21 protein-coding genes are annotated in these 16,807 nt (G+C 42.1%); 11 read left to right on the top strand and 10 right to left on the bottom strand.

Annotated features, from left to right (window positions below; all coding sequences use genetic code 11):
- Nucleotides 1–45 precede the first annotated feature (45 nt).
- Complete coding sequence (locus tag FTT88_RS13105; protein ID WP_180005301.1) at nucleotides 46–1,008, top strand: asparaginase domain-containing protein; 963 nt, start codon at nucleotides 46–48, stop codon at nucleotides 1,006–1,008.
- A gap of 16 nt (nucleotides 1,009–1,024) precedes the next feature.
- A complete protein-coding gene (gene truA / locus FTT88_RS13110; protein WP_078189716.1) occupies nucleotides 1,025–1,822 on the top strand; it encodes a tRNA pseudouridine(38-40) synthase TruA in 798 nt (265 codons plus the stop codon).
- A 129-nt stretch (nucleotides 1,823–1,951) separates the two neighbouring features.
- Here the strand turns inward: truA and FTT88_RS13115 are convergent, their stop codons facing one another.
- Complete coding sequence (locus tag FTT88_RS13115) at nucleotides 1,952–2,959, bottom strand: AraC family transcriptional regulator (RefSeq protein WP_078189717.1); 1,008 nt, start codon at nucleotides 2,957–2,959, stop codon at nucleotides 1,952–1,954.
- Nucleotides 2,960–3,190: 231 nt separating this feature from the next.
- On the opposite strand from FTT88_RS13115, the gene infA reads away from it, so the two are divergent.
- The 3 genes from infA (at nucleotide 3,191) to FTT88_RS13130 (ending at nucleotide 4,503) form a co-directional block, all read left to right on the top strand.
- The gene (infA, locus tag FTT88_RS13120; protein WP_001284370.1) at nucleotides 3,191–3,412 is read left to right on the top strand and encodes a translation initiation factor IF-1; all 222 of its coding nucleotides are present in this window, start codon (nucleotides 3,191–3,193) and stop codon (nucleotides 3,410–3,412) included.
- Nucleotides 3,413–3,717: 305 nt separating this feature from the next.
- On the top strand, nucleotides 3,718–3,942 hold the full coding sequence (locus FTT88_RS17380; protein ID WP_257223132.1) for a hypothetical protein: 225 nt from the start codon (nucleotides 3,718–3,720) through the stop codon (nucleotides 3,940–3,942).
- A 114-nt stretch (nucleotides 3,943–4,056) separates the two neighbouring features.
- Entirely contained in the window at nucleotides 4,057–4,503 is a 447-nt protein-coding gene (locus tag FTT88_RS13130; RefSeq protein WP_373683076.1) for a hypothetical protein, read from the top strand.
- 75 nt (nucleotides 4,504–4,578) lie between these two features.
- On the opposite strand, the gene leuB is transcribed toward FTT88_RS13130, so the two are convergent.
- The 4 genes from leuB to leuC all read right to left on the bottom strand — a co-directional run bounded on the left by leuB (nucleotide 4,579) and on the right by leuC (nucleotide 8,496).
- The gene (leuB, locus tag FTT88_RS13135; protein ID WP_078192754.1) at nucleotides 4,579–5,658 is read right to left on the bottom strand and encodes a 3-isopropylmalate dehydrogenase; all 1,080 of its coding nucleotides are present in this window, start codon (nucleotides 5,656–5,658) and stop codon (nucleotides 4,579–4,581) included.
- A gap of 41 nt (nucleotides 5,659–5,699) precedes the next feature.
- Nucleotides 5,700–6,263 (bottom strand): hypothetical protein, encoded by a 564-nt coding sequence (locus tag FTT88_RS13140; RefSeq protein WP_168377913.1) that lies wholly within the window; start codon nucleotides 6,261–6,263, stop codon nucleotides 5,700–5,702.
- A 109-nt stretch (nucleotides 6,264–6,372) separates the two neighbouring features.
- The gene (gene leuD / locus FTT88_RS13145; protein ID WP_078189721.1) at nucleotides 6,373–7,023 is read right to left on the bottom strand and encodes a 3-isopropylmalate dehydratase small subunit; all 651 of its coding nucleotides are present in this window, start codon (nucleotides 7,021–7,023) and stop codon (nucleotides 6,373–6,375) included.
- Nucleotides 7,024–7,047: 24 nt separating this feature from the next.
- Entirely contained in the window at nucleotides 7,048–8,496 is a 1,449-nt protein-coding gene (leuC, locus tag FTT88_RS13150) for a 3-isopropylmalate dehydratase large subunit (RefSeq protein WP_180005296.1), read from the bottom strand.
- 356 nt (nucleotides 8,497–8,852) lie between these two features.
- On the opposite strand from leuC, the gene FTT88_RS13155 reads away from it, so the two are divergent.
- Nucleotides 8,853–9,089 (top strand): DUF2061 domain-containing protein, encoded by a 237-nt coding sequence (locus tag FTT88_RS13155; protein WP_078192757.1) that lies wholly within the window; start codon nucleotides 8,853–8,855, stop codon nucleotides 9,087–9,089.
- A gap of 129 nt (nucleotides 9,090–9,218) precedes the next feature.
- Here FTT88_RS13155 and FTT88_RS13160 read toward each other — a convergent pair whose 3' ends face one another.
- Nucleotides 9,219–9,428, bottom strand: coding sequence for a hypothetical protein (locus tag FTT88_RS13160; RefSeq protein WP_180005297.1), 210 nt, complete (start codon nucleotides 9,426–9,428; stop codon nucleotides 9,219–9,221).
- Between the two features lie 469 nt (nucleotides 9,429–9,897).
- On the opposite strand from FTT88_RS13160, the gene FTT88_RS13165 reads away from it, so the two are divergent.
- Entirely contained in the window at nucleotides 9,898–10,761 is an 864-nt protein-coding gene (locus FTT88_RS13165) for a LysR family transcriptional regulator (RefSeq protein ID WP_078189725.1), read from the top strand.
- Nucleotides 10,762–10,958: 197 nt separating this feature from the next.
- On the opposite strand, the gene FTT88_RS13170 is transcribed toward FTT88_RS13165, so the two are convergent.
- The 3 genes from FTT88_RS13170 to FTT88_RS13180 form a co-directional block, all read right to left on the bottom strand.
- Nucleotides 10,959–11,201, bottom strand: coding sequence for a DUF2789 family protein (locus FTT88_RS13170; RefSeq protein ID WP_078189726.1), 243 nt, complete (start codon nucleotides 11,199–11,201; stop codon nucleotides 10,959–10,961).
- Between the two features lie 96 nt (nucleotides 11,202–11,297).
- A complete protein-coding gene (locus FTT88_RS13175; protein ID WP_180005298.1) occupies nucleotides 11,298–11,771 on the bottom strand; it encodes a DUF2628 domain-containing protein in 474 nt (157 codons plus the stop codon).
- Between the two features lie 93 nt (nucleotides 11,772–11,864).
- Nucleotides 11,865–12,521 carry an HAD family phosphatase gene (locus tag FTT88_RS13180; protein WP_078189728.1) on the bottom strand — a complete coding sequence of 219 codons (657 nt, stop codon included), beginning with the start codon at nucleotides 12,519–12,521 and terminating at the stop codon, nucleotides 11,865–11,867.
- 181 nt (nucleotides 12,522–12,702) lie between these two features.
- Here FTT88_RS13180 and FTT88_RS13185 point away from each other — a divergent pair, with 181 nt between their 5' ends.
- From FTT88_RS13185 to FTT88_RS13200, 4 genes are all read left to right on the top strand, one after another.
- Nucleotides 12,703–13,182 (top strand): RNA pyrophosphohydrolase, encoded by a 480-nt coding sequence (locus FTT88_RS13185; protein ID WP_078189729.1) that lies wholly within the window; start codon nucleotides 12,703–12,705, stop codon nucleotides 13,180–13,182.
- Nucleotides 13,183–13,259: 77 nt separating this feature from the next.
- The gene (ptsP, locus tag FTT88_RS13190) at nucleotides 13,260–15,557 is read left to right on the top strand and encodes a phosphoenolpyruvate--protein phosphotransferase (protein ID WP_180005299.1); all 2,298 of its coding nucleotides are present in this window, start codon (nucleotides 13,260–13,262) and stop codon (nucleotides 15,555–15,557) included.
- A gap of 34 nt (nucleotides 15,558–15,591) precedes the next feature.
- Nucleotides 15,592–16,065 (top strand): hypothetical protein, encoded by a 474-nt coding sequence (locus FTT88_RS13195; RefSeq protein WP_180172958.1) that lies wholly within the window; start codon nucleotides 15,592–15,594, stop codon nucleotides 16,063–16,065.
- A 67-nt stretch (nucleotides 16,066–16,132) separates the two neighbouring features.
- Complete coding sequence (locus FTT88_RS13200; RefSeq protein ID WP_180005300.1) at nucleotides 16,133–16,294, top strand: hypothetical protein; 162 nt, start codon at nucleotides 16,133–16,135, stop codon at nucleotides 16,292–16,294.
- 22 nt (nucleotides 16,295–16,316) lie between these two features.
- Here the strand turns inward: FTT88_RS13200 and FTT88_RS13205 are convergent, their stop codons facing one another.
- Nucleotides 16,317–16,517, bottom strand: a complete 201-nt coding sequence (locus FTT88_RS13205; RefSeq protein WP_067764150.1) for a hypothetical protein — start codon at nucleotides 16,515–16,517, stop codon at nucleotides 16,317–16,319.
- Nucleotides 16,518–16,807 lie beyond the last annotated feature (290 nt).

The following is a 16,807-nucleotide window of genomic DNA, read 5'->3' on the forward strand; positions in this document are numbered from 1 at the left end:
AAGCGATTTAAACTAAAGCAGTCTTTCAAGGCTGCTTTTTTTATGATGAAAAAAATTGCTCTTATTTATATGGGTGGTACTTTCGGTTGTATCGGTGAACCTTTAAGCCCCATGCCAGCGAATGTGTTTTTACCTAAATTACAGCATGTGCTGCCACTACACCTAAACATTGAATGTTTTGTCGCACCTGTCATTCGTGACAGTAGTGCTTGTACTGCACCCGACTGGTTGGCGCTGATTCAACAAATTCAAAGCTTACAATTACAACAATTTCAGCATTTCGTAATTATTCATGGTACAGACACGCTTAGCTATGCCAGCGCCGTGCTTGCACACTTTATGGGACAGTCTGCTCATATCGTGCTTACAGGCAGCCAATATCCGCTGTTTAATATAGCTGGTGACAACACCCGTGAATTTACCGATGCCATCGACAATTTAAATTTTGCATTAGAATCGGTACACCAATCGAGTGTTGGGGTTTATTTGGCCTTTCATCATCAATTAATGCATGCTCAATCCGCACTGAAAGTGCATACAACCGATCTGAAAGCCTTTGATGGGCTGCCAGCCACACAGCCACTTTCAATGCTGACATCGCCTTATATTGTTCAGGCCAATGATTTAGACAAAGCGGCTCATTTCAATTGCCTGAATTGGATGTTGCAACCGATTGCAACCAAGCTACACAGTCAAAATTTAGCGGCTCTACTTACACACACTCCAGACGTTTTAATTGTGCAAGGTTTTGGCACAGGCAACATTGCCGTTGATGCTGAATTACTCAATATATTGAAGGCTATACAACAAAAAAATTGCAAAATTATTTTAAGTACACAGGTTGTTCATGGCGGTATAGATCAGCGCTATGCTGTCAGTGACTGGGTCAAAGATAGTGGAATATTACTGAGCAATTGTTTGGGTCATGCAGATCTTTATGCCAAATGTTTGAAAATGTATTTACAATACGGCAGTGCCGCAGACTGGACTGCGCATTGGAACGATTAAGTCATTTGAGGTAACTATGCAACGTTTTGCGATTGGGATTGAGTTTTGTGGCATGCAATACAAGGGCTGGCAAACTCAGCAACCGGGCGTACCAAGCGTGCAAGAAACCATTGAAACCGTCCTCAGCAAAGTGGCCAATGAGCCAATCATGTTGCACGGCGCTGGCCGAACAGATGCCGGCGTCCATGCAACCAATATGGTGGCACATTTCGATACTCAGGCGATTCGTCCCATTCGTGGATGGTTAATGGGCAGCAATAGCCAATTACCCCGTGATATTTCCATCCAATGGATTAAGGAAATGGATCAGGACTTCCATGCCCGCTTTAAAGCGCAAGCACGTCGTTATCGCTATGTGGTCTATAATAATCCACAACGTCCAGCTTTATTACATAAGCAAGTGACCCATGTTTATGCCAAGCTAGATGTGCTGAAAATGCAACGTGCCGCGGCCAAATTTGAAGGCACTCATAATTTCGAAAGCTTCCGTGCCGCAGCCTGTCAGTCCAATCAGCCAGTTCGTCATGTCAGCCATTGTCGCTTGATCCAACACGGATGTTACTTAGTCCTAGATATTCAGGCCGATGGTTTTTTACATCACATGGTGCGTAACATCATGGGCTGTTTATTGGAAATTGGGCAAGGTATGTATGACGTTGACCATATTGACGACATTTTTGCGGCTGAAGACCGAAAAGCAGCTGGTGTCACCGCACCGCCCGATGGGCTGTATTTTATCCATGCAGACTATCCAGCACAGTTTGAACTTCCTCAAGTTCCGCTGGGACCTCATTGGTTAAATATGCCTGAATAAAAAATTCCTCCCAACCTCCCTTTCACAGAGGGATGAGTGTCATTTTCGCCATTGCTAGGTTCTAAAAATGAAAGTACCCCTTTCAAAGGGGGGATTCTGTTTAGGGAAGGATTTTATCGAAGATCAACCTTAACGCTGCTTCCGCTTACGGTATTCCACAGGCGTTTCATTGGTCCAGCGTTTAAATGCGCGATAGAACGTACTTGGCTCAGAAAAACCCGTTAAGTAAACAATGCGCTCCACACTTTCATTGGTATTGGCCAATAATTTTTTAGCCAAACGACAGCGATAGTCTGACAAAATTTGCTGAAAACTGGTATTGGCTTCTGACAACTGAGTCCGTAAACGACGTGGGGTAATGTTGAGCTGTGCAGCGACCGTTTCGAGTGTGGTTTCACCACTTTCAAGCGTTGAACCAATAGCACGGCGAACTTCACCAACCAAATCATAACGCGCCAACTCCTGAAGTTTTTCAATCGCTAACTGCTCATGCAATTGTAATAACTCAGGTTCTGCCTGCCACAATTGATACTCTAAAATAGCCGGATCAAAATATAATCGGGTTTCTTTCTGCCCTAAACTCACAGGGCATTCATAGACACGGAAATACTCATCATCTGGCGCGCCCTGACTAAAGTTAAAGTCGATATAAATTGGCTGAAAACGCCCTTCAGTAATAAACTTAAAGAAACGCAAAACACCCGACATCGCGCATTCAGAAAAATGACGATTCACGATATTTTCTGCCCAAGGCTGATGACCATTGGTCAAATAGCAGCGGTCATCTTCAATCACCAATTGCGCATGAAAGGCATCGCTAATGAGGCGTTGATACGCCAAAGCCCGCTTTAAACCTTCACCGAAATTCTCAGATGAAATGAATAAGTGTTCAATCACCTGCCCTCGATATAAAGGCAAATGCTCACCCAGATGCAAACCAATATCAGGATCCTTACTGACTTCTTCTGCAGCCACCCAGAACGCAAATTGCGCATTCAATGGGGTACGGTCATTGGTTTCAACCTGATTTAATGCTACACCCGCTTTTGTTAAAATTTCTTCTGTTGGCAATCCGGCACGACGAATCGCTTGATACCCTAAACGCAACACAACAGATGCATCAGTTAGCTGACCCACTCCAGAACCTTCCTTGTATGTACTTCATTTATACTTAAAAAGATTGATTTTAGATTAACTGTGATTGACCAAACTGACAACTGTTACTACACATTTTTTGTTGAAAATATTTAACTGAATTGTTCGCTTATTTTACTGACAGTCGATCAGTTCAAAGCCTTTTACGGCTTGTATTCTGAAAAAAAATTGACTATAATTTGCGCCTTGCTAATTTATTCATTCAGGTAGGCTATGGCCAATAAAGAGGAACTCATCGAGTTCGAAGGCGTTGTCACCGAGACGCTTCCTAATACTATGTTCCGTGTACGTTTAGAAAACGGTCATGAAGTGATTGCTCACATCTCTGGCAAAATGCGTAAACACTATATCCGTATTTTGACTGGCGACAGTGTTAAAGTAGAAATGACACCTTATGATTTGACTAAGGGTCGTATCACTTACCGTGCGCGCTAAGTTTTAGCGAAGCGAAAAAGCCACTTTATAAGTGGCTTTTTTTTTGTATCTATTTCAATGCAATGATAAAAATTGACTGCAAATTTGCTTTCCTTTACAGTCTAAAAACATAAAAATTCGATTAAAAAATTTAAAATATAAGGATATAAAATCATATGAAACATCTAGGATTAGTCGGTGCTGTCTTTTGAGTTGCTTGTGCCACGACAGGCCAAAAGCAACTCAATCAATCCCTACAACACGATATTGGACAGCCAGCTGATCAAGTTCGTAAAGAGCTCAACTTAAGTCAATTGGGCTACAAAGTGATGGGAGCACCTGTACAAAGCAATGAAAAACTTAGCTATACGATTGTACGCTCGATGCCAATTCCGATAGGTACACCGAATATCGGCACCAGTATAGCCATGGGCGCCCCTATCCCAACGCCTTCTAAAGATGGTGTCACTGTCGATATGCAATGTAAAATCGAGTTCAAATTACGCAATCAAATAGTTGAATCTATTGACTATATTGGCAGAGCTTGTTGATCCTACGATAGAACACAAAAGGCTAATCCTGCTCGGAAGACCGTGTATCAAATGACTACAGTGTTATACAGACCAATCTGACTAAACTGAATTTATTTCGTGAGGAACTGACCCATGAAATTTATTTTGGAACATCAGGTTTACGAAGATCAGCGTTTTATTCACCCTATACTGAGCATGGGATGCGTTCTAAGCATTGTGTTATTGGCTGGCTGTACCACGACATCAACGATATCCTCCGTTGAACGTGAACGCCATTTAGCCTCATTTATTGGTCAATCGAGCCAAACGATTCAAGCAGAACTCGACCTCAGCAAACTGGGCTATCAAAGGACTTCTCCCGTGGAGGTCAGTTCGGACTACCTCCTTTATCGTGTCGCACGCCCGATTAGTATTCCTTTACCGATGGCGGAAAATCCTGCGATGGGCATGGGCAGCGGTGCTGCTGTGCCGATTCCTAGTGGAAATACACGCTATGAGGTGGAGTTAAACTGCCTTATTCAATTTCGCATAAAGCATAATATTGCAACTGATGTCCGATTAACTGGTCGCACCTGTTAGGGCATCAACTCTAGGGTTTATAATTTCTAGGCACAAAAAAACGCAGCATAAACGCTGCGTTTTTTTGATTCAACATTAGTTCAATGCAGAAACTACAGCTTGACCCATTTCAACTGTACCGACTTGAGTACTGCCTTCTGACATGATGTCACCTGTACGTAAGCCTTGATCTAGGACGTTACCTACTGCATCTTCAATTGCTTTTGCCGCCGCTTCTTCACGGAAGGTATAACGTAGCATCATAGCAACAGACAGAATTGTAGCTAATGGGTTCGCAATGTTTTGACCTGCGATATCTGGCGCTGAACCGTGGCAAGGTTCATACATGCCTTTACCATTTTCATCTAAAGAAGCCGATGGCAACATGCCGATAGAACCGGTTAACATCGCTGCTTCATCAGACAAGATATCGCCGAACAAGTTACCAGTCACGATCACATCAAATTGTTTTGGCGCACGAACCAATTGCATTGCAGCATTGTCAACATACATATGAGACAAGTTAATTTCAGGATACTGCTCTTCTTTTAACGCAGTTACAGTTTGTTTCCAAAGCTCAGTCACTTCTAGTACGTTGGCTTTATCCACTGAACACACTTTACCACCACGTAAGTTCGCCATTTCAAAAGCAACTTTGGCAATACGCTTGATTTCAGATTCTGCATATACGTCAGTATTGAAACCTTGTTTTTCGCCGTTTTCGAGTTCACGAATACCACGTGGTTGACCGAAATAGATCCCGCCAGTTAACTCACGTACGATCAAGATATCCAAACCTGCTACGATTTCAGGTTTTAAGCTCGACGCATCTGCAAGCTGCGGATAAAGAATGGCTGGACGTAAATTAGCAAATAAATTTAATTCTGAACGAATTTTTAATAGGCCACGTTCTGGACGAATTGAACGCTCAATGGTATCCCACTTAGGACCACCCACTGCACCCAATAAAATCGCATCAGCAGTCTTCGCTTGTGCTGCTGTTACTTCTGGATAAGGTGAACCGTGCGCATCGATCGCTGCACCACCTAAAAGACCTTGTTCCCAAGTCAAACCTAAGTTGAATTTCTCGTTTACACGTGTCAGCACTTGTTCAGCCGCTTTCACGATTTCAGGACCAATACCATCACCTGGTAAAATCAAAATATGTTTTGACATGAGTCTTTCCATTTATACGCTGGCTTGATTACCAGTCAGATTTAAAGTTTCTTTTCTACAAACTCACCAAGTCCTGTGAGGACATTGTAGGGTCGGCAGAAACGTCGAATCGTTTTTGCACCTTGCTTTAAGTCTACACAGAGCGGATCAGGCGCAGATTTATCCAGTAAACTGCCTGTGTTTTTTGAACGCTCTCGGTACATTTTAAAGGTGTACTCGTGTTTGGACCTAAAGTTGTGAATGACATGCAAGCGCTCTGCTTTTTCCTGAGAAATTGGATAATAGCGAATCACGACTTCATGCTGACCTGAAGGTACAGACAAATACAAAGGATTAGGCTCAGACAATGAACGACCATTCAACCGTACAATGCCTGCTTTAATCGCAGCACGTTGTACATGTTGATTATTTGGATCAACCACCTGTATTTGATCAAAACGCTCAAATTCACAATGCGCTGTACCTGCACAGTAAATCAGAGCATTATTTTTTGTACTTTCAGTTTCTTTCACATTTTTAATGCGTGCCGTGTCAAAGCTTTGACAGGCAGAGAGCGTTGCGAACAGCGCTCCCGTTACAACCAGCTGACCGAAGAACTTTTTCATTTTTCGAACCCAACCTGATAAATTCTGGCTAACGTATAAATTTTGTTTCGCCTGATATTAGCAAGACTTAAGCCGACTGACTACTAAGAAGTTCTACAGTGACACTGACTTAAGCTTTAATTTCTGCAAATACCCAAGGGCGAGATGCTTTGGTTTTTTCTTCATAAGCGCGAATATCATCGGCTGCTTGTAAGGTTAAACCGATATCATCCAAGCCATTCAATAGGCAGTGTTTACGGAATGGATCGACTTCAAATGTAAATGCTTCACCACTCGGTGTACGTACTTCTTGCGCAGCCAAATCAATGGTTAATTGATAGCCTTCAGATGCAGCACATTCTTTAAATAACTGATCTACGATCTCTTCAGACAAGATCACTGGCAACATGCCATTTTTAAAGCTGTTATTAAAGAAAATATCCGCATAGCTTGGTGCAATGACAGTACGGAAACCATATTCTTCTAATGCCCAAGGCGCATGCTCACGGCTCGAACCACAACCAAAGTTTGCACGAGAGATCAAAATCGACGCACCTTGATAACGCGGTTTGTTCAATTCGAAATCGGGGTTAATCGGACGTTTTGAAATGTCCTGACCTAAATAGCCTTCATCCAAATAGCGCAACTCATCAAATAAGTTGGCTCCGAAGCCTGTACGCTTAATAGATTTCAAAAACTGTTTTGGAATAATTAAATCTGTATCAACATTGGCACGGTCTAATGGTGCAACGATACCTTGTTCAACGGTATATTTTTTCATGCGATTTGCTCCTATTAGCCCTGATTAGAAGGTACGAACGTCAACGAAGTGACCTGCAATTGCCGCAGCTGCTGCCATTGCTGGACTCACCAAATGCGTACGACCACCATTACCTTGACGACCTTCGAAGTTACGGTTAGACGTTGATGCACAGTGCTCACCCGGTTGCAACTTGTCAGCATTCATTGCCAAACACATTGAGCAACCCGGCTCACGCCATTCAAAGCCTGCTTCAATTAAGATTTTATCTAAGCCTTCTGCTTCTGCTTGTGCTTTAACTAAACCTGAACCCGGAACCACCATGGCTTGTTTAATCGATGCCGCCACTTTTTTGCCTTTGGCCACTTCAGCCGCTGCACGAATATCTTCGATGCGTGAGTTGGTACATGAACCAATGAATACACGGTCTAATTGGATATCTGCCAAAGCTTGACCCGCTTCTAAGCCCATATAGTTGTATGCACGTGTCCAGTCATTACGCTGTACGTCATCTTTGGCTTGTTCTAAAGTTGGCACTGCTTGAGATACAGGAATCACCATCTCAGGAGAAGTCCCCCAAGACACTTGTGGCTCAATCTCTTCACCTTGCAATACCACAACAGTATCAAAATGCGCACCTTCATCAGACACTAAAGTATTCCAATATTCTACTGCAGCATCCCACTGTTCGCCCTTCGGTGCATATGGACGGTCTTTTACATAGGCAATGGTTTTGTCATCGACAGCCACCATACCCACGCGCGCGCCACCTTCGATCGCCATGTTACACACCGTCATACGACCTTCGATCGACATATCACGGAATACTTGACCACCAAACTCAATTGCGTGACCTGTACCACCTGCCGTACCGATTTTACCGATAATTGCTAAAACCACGTCTTTAGGAGTTACGCCTTGACCCAAGTGACCGTCAACACGCACCAACATGTTCTTCATTTTCTTTTGAACTAAGCATTGAGTCGCCAACACGTGTTCAACTTCAGATGTGCCAATACCATGAGCCAAGCAACCAAAAGCACCATGCGTTGCAGTATGTGAGTCACCACATACCACGGTCATACCGGGCAAGGTTAAACCTTGTTCTGGCCCAACCACATGCGCAATCCCTTGGCGTACATCGTTGATGTCAAACTGGGCAACATCAAAAGTTTTACAGTTGTCATCTAAAGTTTGCACTTGGATACGTGAGGTATCATCTTCAATACCCGCAATACCTTCAGCACGCTCCTTAGTAGACGTAGGTACGTTATGGTCTGGCGTTGCCACGTTAGCGCTTAAACGCCATGGTTTACGACCTGCAAGTTGTAGCCCTTCAAAGGCTTGTGGAGAAGTCACTTCATGCAATAAATGACGGTCGATATACAATAATGAAGAGCCATCATCTCGTTGTTTTACTAGATGGTCATCCCACAATTTGTCATACAAGGTTTTTTTTATTTGGGTTTCCGCTTTTTGGGTTTCGCCTGCCATGTCGATTTGCTCCACTGGACTGGGTAAATTCTTTCGTTAAATCGATTATAACCACGTATTCACATAAATCTAATTTATCATTTTTATTAGTTTAAAAACTTATAGGAATGATATTTAACTGCTGATTTCCGCTGCATTTTAATCACCATTGATGCGTTCAAAACACGCTCACTTCAATACTTTCAGCAGATGAAACTTTAGAATTTTCTCCGACTTTTTGATCACTTTCTGCCATTTTTAAGCAGTGATTTAGAAATTCAATGATCATAAATTGAATTTTCTCTTTTACATTGCAAATAAGAATCATTATTATTAACTCATTGCCAAGATTTATCAATTTAACAAGGAGCATTCTCATGGCACACATTAACAAGTTCGTCGAAAATAATCAGCGCATGTTCAAAAAAACCTTGAGCTATTACATTATGCATATCACGGTTGCGATGTTGGTTGGTTATTACGTGACAGGCAGTATTGCAATGGCCATTACCTTAAGTTTACTTGAACCAACTGTTCAAGCGGTTGCCTTTTTCTTCCACGAAAAAGCATGGGAAAAGAAAGATAAAGCTGTAGAGGAAAATATCCCCGCTTAATCCAATCCTGCTCCTTGTAAAAAAACCACCATCACGGTGGTTTTTTTAATGACCTTAAAACGTTCTTTTACTCTATCCACTTTAACTTTCTATTTTTTTCATCCTATAGATTCAATTGCAGACGGATCATCAAAGCTTGGGTTTTTGTTGTAAGACCAGCTGATCATGCGCCTCGATCAATTGTTCTATCGCAAGAATCAGTTTGTTTTTTGCCGCATTACACTCGGCAGCTGCACGGTTTTCGTCGTCTTCGTCATCTGCGATTTCATATATTGCACAGCGCTTTTCGACTGTCCCTTCAAAAATATCCAATAAATTTTTAATGTGTTTAATATCCATCGCCTTCTCCCTGTGAGGTACAACATTGCTAATCGATGCAGCCATGACTGTACCTGTTGCTATAATTATTCACTGAAAAGTATGTTCCCCAAGCCATCAAAACTTGAGTTCATTTTTTTGTTTTAGTTCAATACTGAATTAAAAAGAAACGTCATCGCTCCTCTTTAATTCAAACGGTTGAATTACTTTCCAGCCCTGTATTTTTTATATTATGCATAACTGCGGTTTCGGTTTAAAAAATAACTTTGTAACAGCGCATTTGAGCTGAAAATGTCACAGCCCAATCTTAAATCATGCAGTGACCAAGTACTCAAATAACACTATTGAACCCTGAAAATCCCCTCAGATTTAAAGCGTCATCTGGTTTGAACGCCTAGTTTTAAATCAAAAGATACAACTTTTCCTTTGATTTATTCTTAAAATATTATAACAATGAGACTACGCATAAAAATTCTTTATAGGAATGAAGATGAATCTCGCAGCCTTTGAAGCCTTTGTAAAAGTCATGGAAACTGGTTCGATCTCTTTGGCAGCAGATCAGCTCTTCATTACGCAACCTGCTGTGACCAAGCGTATTCACAGTTTAGAAGAATACTTCGGTGTCAAACTTTTTGAATCCGCGGGTCGTGGTGTTCAAGCGACGCATGCGGCAAACTCTCTCTTGCCAAAAGTAAAAAGCTGGCTGAATGAATTGGGTGATATTCACCATACGCTCAGCCATGAGCAAGGTCAGGTTCAAGGTAAACTGAAAATTGGCACTAGCCATCATATCGGCTTACACCATTTACCGGCGCATTTGCGTCAATATGTACAACAGTTTCCAGAAGTGACCTTAGATGTACACTTTGTTGATTCTGAACAAGCCCATGAGCAAGTTTTGGCAGGTGACTTAGAGTTGGCATTTTTGACTTTACCGCCACAAGGTGACAGCCGTTTAAAATACATCACGACATGGAATGATCCATTGGTATTCGTGGTTGCGCCTTTCCATCCTTTGGCGCAAGTTGAACATTTAACCTTAGAAGATTTGATCCAATACCCAAGTCTTTTACCTGCGGCGCAAACCTATACCAGTCAAATTACTTTGGCTGAGTTTGAAAAGTATGGCCTGAAGCCAAAAGTCACCATGAGCAATAACTCACTTGAGTCGATTCGCATGTTGGTTTCAATTGGTCTCGGTTGGTCAGTCCTTCCTAAAACATTATTGAACCAAGATTTAAAACAATTGAATTTACCTTCAAACATGAATCGTCAATTGGGGATGGTATGGCATCCAGGCCGTACTCAATCACTTGCTGCACAAAAACTGGTTGAATTGATGAAACACATCTAATTCATTTTTTGCCTACAAAATTCAATTATTAATCAAGCCACCGCTATGGTGGCTTTTTTTAGTGATCTGTTTGAGCATTTAGAAAAAGCGAATGATTTTCTATATGTTGAATGGTCGCTTAAATTTATTTTGCATTAAAAATGGGATCGCCTATTTCAGCCGATCCCATTAAAAAAACCAAGGAAGACCCGTCAGTTTTACTTCGTCAACGAATCTTCATGTAATGATTCATTCAATTGATCGACAATAATCGCCCATTCACCATCTGACTTAATTTTTTCGGCCAAGAACTGACGCTGAGCATCTGTCCAATAGTCTGCTTCGGTAATTTTAGTTTGGGCACTGAGTTGATGCGTCACGATAAATAAAGCAATCGCGTCTTCACTCGAATCTAAACCCAGTTGTTCAAATAGATGAGTCATGCGTGGACGTACACTCATTGTCATTCTCCGTGTTAAAACTTATTGTTTATGGATACAAAATTATTCTGTTTTAAGGATATAACACGGAACGGACACGCACTCAATTACAGAATTCTACAGCGGTGAAAATTGAATAAAAGGCAAACTGAGCATAATCATCACGACCGATTGAATAAATACCAACAACAAAGGCAGCCCCCAGTTCACTCCGCCTTCTTCAGCAAACACCTGCTCACTATATTTCGGCTGCTGCATATAGGCTTTGGTCTTTTGCACCGCAAAATCGCTATAAAGCCGCTTTCCGATGCCAGCGAGTATGAGGTTAGGAATCAATGCTAGCCCCATCAAGACCTGTTCAGGCACACCGATGATGAGTGCCAACATACTAATCAAAAAACCAACCGCAAAGAATAAGAAGAAATAGCGATACATCTTCCGATAGAGTAACCAATAGGGCCCAAAAATTAACCCCGCCCAACTCAGGCCACTGTTCTGCCCACCTTGTTGTTCTATGAACTTTAAATAAGATTGAGCACGTGGCCCTATAAAGATTTGAATTAAATGTTTAAAAGAAGCTTCTGTCTGCATATAGAGCGATAGTTCAAATTAGTGAGCTGAAGTTTAATCAAAAGGACGTCAAATAAAAAAGCATCTAATGATGCTTTTTTATCATATCTATTTTTAGGCTTGAATTGACCAGTCTTGAATGTCCCAACCTTGTTCTTTTGCAAGGACTTCTAAACGGTCATCTGGGTTAATTGCAAAGGCATGATCGGCATATTCCAATAGGAAGCGGTCATTAATCGAATCTGAATAGGCCCAAGATTCTGTCACATCACGACCTTCTAACCATTGATTCAAACGGACTAATTTGCCCTTTTGGTAGCACGGAGTATTAATCACTTTACCCGTATATTTACCATCCACAACTTCGGCATTGGTCGCAATGATTTCAGTAATACCAAATTCACGAAAAATCGGTGCGGTAATAAAATCAGACGTTGCGGTGATCCCGACCAATTGATGTCCTGCATCTTGATGGCGCTGAATGGCAGCAAAGCCCTCAGGACGCATTTGCGCACGAATAACTTTTTTCATAAACAACTGATGTAACTCAGTTAAGTAGGCATTGTCATGTTGAGTTAAAAACTCAAATACAAATTCATTATAAGCAATCGGGTCAAGCTGGCCTTTTTTATAATCATCATAAAATTTATCATTCATGGCACGATGATGAATTGGATCAACCAAGCCTTCATTGACCAAAAACTCCCCCCAAGAATGGTCTGAGTCGGTATTTAATAAGGTGTGATCAAGGTCAAACAGTGCCAATTTCATGAAAATACTCGTAAAAGCTGAAATTTAAGAAAAAAATTGTAAATCTATCTCCGCTAGTCGATAGAAATTCGTTAAGATCATAACAATTTTAACATTTTTACACTTTGCTTTTTCGAGATGGACACAGAAATAAACGTCCCCGTGAGCAAAGTCATAAATTACACAATATTTAGGTAGCCAAATGATCGATTCAGAAGGTTTCCGACCCAACGTCGGGATCATTTTGGCAAACGACATTGGACAAGTTTTATGGGCAAAGCGCATTGGTCACAATGCCTGGCAATTTCCACAAGGAGGTATCCAACATGGAGAAACCCCCGAACAGGCACTTTACCGTGAGCTGAGAGAAGAAGTTGGCTTACTGCCCGAACACGTCCAGGTGATAGCACAAACCCAAGGGTGGTTGCGCTATCGTTTGCCACATCGGTATATACGTACGGATTCAGACCCCGTTTGTATTGGTCAAAAACAAAAGTGGTTTTTATTAAAACTGACGGCTTCGGCACAGCATATTCAGCTGGATTTGTCAGACCCACCAGAGTTTGATCAATGGCAATGGGTCAGCTATTGGTACCCTTTGGGTCAAGTGGTGAATTTTAAACGCGATGTATATCGTAAAGCCATGGTGGAGCTGTGCAATCAGCTTCCGCAAAAACCGTAAAAATTTGCAGAATGGATGCAGATTTTTAGGATGAGTGTTGTTATAAATAAAGCAGAATAAATTTTGGAGCAGACACGATGTCGAACATGCAACTGGATACCTTAAGACGCATAGTCCAAGAAATTAATGCGTCGGCCAGTTTGCATGAATCTTTAGACATTATGGTCAATCAAGTGGCCGAAGCCATGCATGTGGATGTCTGCTCAATCTACTTGCTTGATGAACGAAATCATCGTTATTTACTAATGGCTTCTAAGGGTTTAAACCCTGAAGCCGTTGGGCATGTCTCTTTGCATACCAGTGAGGGTTTGGTCGGCTTAGTTGGACAACGTGAAGAAATCGTCAACTTAGACAATGCACCCAAACACGAACGCTTTATGTATCTGCCAGAAACGGGGGAAGAAATTTACAATTCCTTCCTCGGTGTTCCGGTGATGTATCGCCGTAAAGTTATGGGCGTCTTGGTGGTTCAAAACAAAGAGCCTCAAGACTTTAGCGAAGCTGCCGAATCTTTCCTCGTGACCCTGTGCGCTCAACTTTCAGGGGTGATTGCCCATGCACATGCCGTCGGGAATATTGAAGTCTTTCGTAAACCAAACAACCTCCCTGCCTATAAAACTTTCCAAGGTATTTCAGGTTCAGGCGGTATTGCGCTAGGTCGTGCAGTCATCCTGTATCCACCTGCTGATTTGGCTTCAGTCCCCGATCGTGAAGCCGATGACATCAGTGAAGAACTCGAATTACTCGACAATGCCATAGACGCAGTTCGTCAAGAAATTTTGTCTCTCGATGAAAAGATGCAAGATGCCCTCATGGCCGAAGAGCGGGCATTATTTAGCGTGTTCTTGCGGATGCTCGATGCCAATGCCCTCCCCGCGGAAATCAAAAGTGAAATTCGTGACGGTAACTGGGCACAAGGTTCGGTACGCATTGTTATTGATAAACATATTGCGCTGTTTGCACAGATGGAAGATGACTATCTCCGCGAACGTGTTTCAGACTTAAAAGATCTAGGGCGTCGTATCTTGGCCTTTTTGCAAGAAGCAGATGCCAGTCACCGTGAAATCACCGATGAAAGCATTTTAATTGGTGAGGAAATTTCTACGGCTGCCTTGGTTGAACTCCCTGTCGATAAAATAGCGGCGATTGTAACCACTGAAGGTGCCATGAACTCACACATGGTGATTGTGGCACGTGCCCTCGGTATTCCAACCGTAGTCGGTGTGACTGAACTACCAATTAATACCCTCGATGATGTCGAAATGATTGTCGATGCACATCAAGGTCGTGTATTCATCAATCCACCTCGTCGTTTACGCACACGTTATAAAGAGATTCAAAAAGAAGAAGAGCAAATTGCTAAAGATCTGAAGCAATACGAAACCAAAGATGCCATCACCCCTGACGGTGTTGCAGTTCGATTGTTTGTAAATACTGGCTTGATGATCGATGTGGTTCGCGGTGTACAACGTGGCGCCAAAGGTGTCGGTCTATACCGTTCTGAAATTCCGTTTATGCTGCGTGATCGCTTCCCTGGTGAAGAAGAACAGCGCGCTATTTATCGTCAACAGCTCAGTCATTTTGCCAATAAACCCGTAGTGATGCGTACCCTCGATATTGGTGCAGATAAAGACCTTCCTTATTTCTCGATTGAAGAAGAAAACTCAGCACTGGGTTGGCGTGGAATTCGCTTTACCCTCGATCATCCTGAGATTTTTTCAGCCCAAATTCGTGCCATGCTCAAAGCCAGTATTGGCCTGAACAACTTGCATATATTGCTGCCGATGGTGACCAGTGTCAGCGAAGTCGAAGAAGCGTTGTATTTGCTCGATCGTGACTGGCAAGCGGTGCAAGAAGAAGAACAGGTGAAAATTACCAAACCCAAAATCGGCATCATGGTCGAAGTGCCGAGTGTGCTGTTACAGATCGATGAGTTTGCTGAATTGGTTGACTTCTTCTCGGTCGGATCTAACGATTTAACCCAATACTTACTTGCGGTTGACCGTAATAACCCACGGGTTGCCAATGTCTATTCACACTCACACCCAGCCGTACTTCGTGCGCTGACTCGCTTGGTGCAAGAATGTCATAAATACGACAAGCCGATTAGTATTTGTGGAGAAATGGCCGGTGATCCACTCACAGCTATTTTACTGATGGCGATGGGCTTTAATACCCTATCGATGAGTTCGAGTAATATCCTCAAAGTCCGTAAAGCCATCTGCCATGTGCCGATGCCAGATGCAAAAGAGCTCTTGGATCGTGCTTTGAGCATGAATAATCCACTGATGGTGAAAAGCATGATGGAGTACTACTTCAAGACTCATGGTCTTGGTGATATGGTGAAATCGGCAACCCGAATCGTGAGTGCTTAAGAACACTCATGTAAAATAATAAAATGAGGTGATGATGGATTTTTTATTTTTTCTGGCTTTTGTCGCAATTGCCTTTTATATGACAAAGATCCATCCGCAACTCAAACAAAAAATGTTAGAGCTGCAACACGATACACCGATTGAAAAAGTATCCTCAACTCGACCTAGACCGCCCCAAGCACAACAAGTCAATATACGCCCAACCAAGCCAACAAAATCCAAAGCTCCGGTCAGCCGCTCTCGTATTCCCCCCTTACTCGGTATAGAAATTACTGCGTCACAGCAGCGCCGCTTAGGTAAAAATGATCCATCGGTGCTGGCTGCACAGCGCGCCAAACAGCTAAATCAGACGCAGCACAGCGACGCAACATGGTTTGAGCAATTGACCAGTCAAATGGAACACGTACTCCAACAACCTAATGACGCCTCAAAACATCAAAGCACAGCGTCTAGACCACAACAAAAATCCACATTCAACAAAATGTTTGAAGACTTATTTTCAAAATAAGCTCTGTTTTAAGGCTTTACATTTCAATTCAAATCCAATCCTTTAAATACCGCATGGAACTATCTGAATGAACGTCGGTATCTTATTATTCAACGAAGTTGAAGTCTTAGATGCTGCGGGGAATTCTTCGGGAATCAATGCATCGCTTTATATTGTAGCCAAATTGCATGGCTTAGAGATTGCGAAGCAAACAGCAAAACGTATGGAATATGATGTGGAATTTGTTTAAGCAGATGTTGAAGCCGAATCATTTAGTAGACTAAAAACTGAGAAAATACACTGAAATAAAAAGGGAGATAATCATTCGAATATCCCCCTTTTTTGTGCTTTGCATAGCCGCGTTTTGCATTTTTCTTTCGATCTACAAAAGTTTGGCTTTTGTTAAAATCGTTCATGTGTTTTGCCACAAAGTTGCGAACTTCAACTTCAGGCAGGACTTTTTTCTTTGCCATTTGCATTCACCTTTTTGCCTATACAGCACCCTCGTACTGTAGTGTATATATTGATCTATTTTTAGATTTTTTCAAGCACTTTCCTATGGCTTTTTGATACAACTTAGTTAGTCTCAAGGCCATAAAAAAATTGCTTTGCCACATTTTTCCCCCTCTCCCAAAGCATAGGTATCTACACAAATCCCAAGTTTTGGGTTAAATTGAAGAGCATGCTCTTCAATTTAATATCTCCCATCTTGATACACGTCTCGTCAGACGATACAACGCCCTCGTAAAGCTTAATATGAATC

Source organism: Acinetobacter sp. YH01024 (genome assembly GCF_013420195.1).
Taxonomy (GTDB): domain Bacteria; phylum Pseudomonadota; class Gammaproteobacteria; order Pseudomonadales; family Moraxellaceae; genus Acinetobacter; species Acinetobacter amyesii.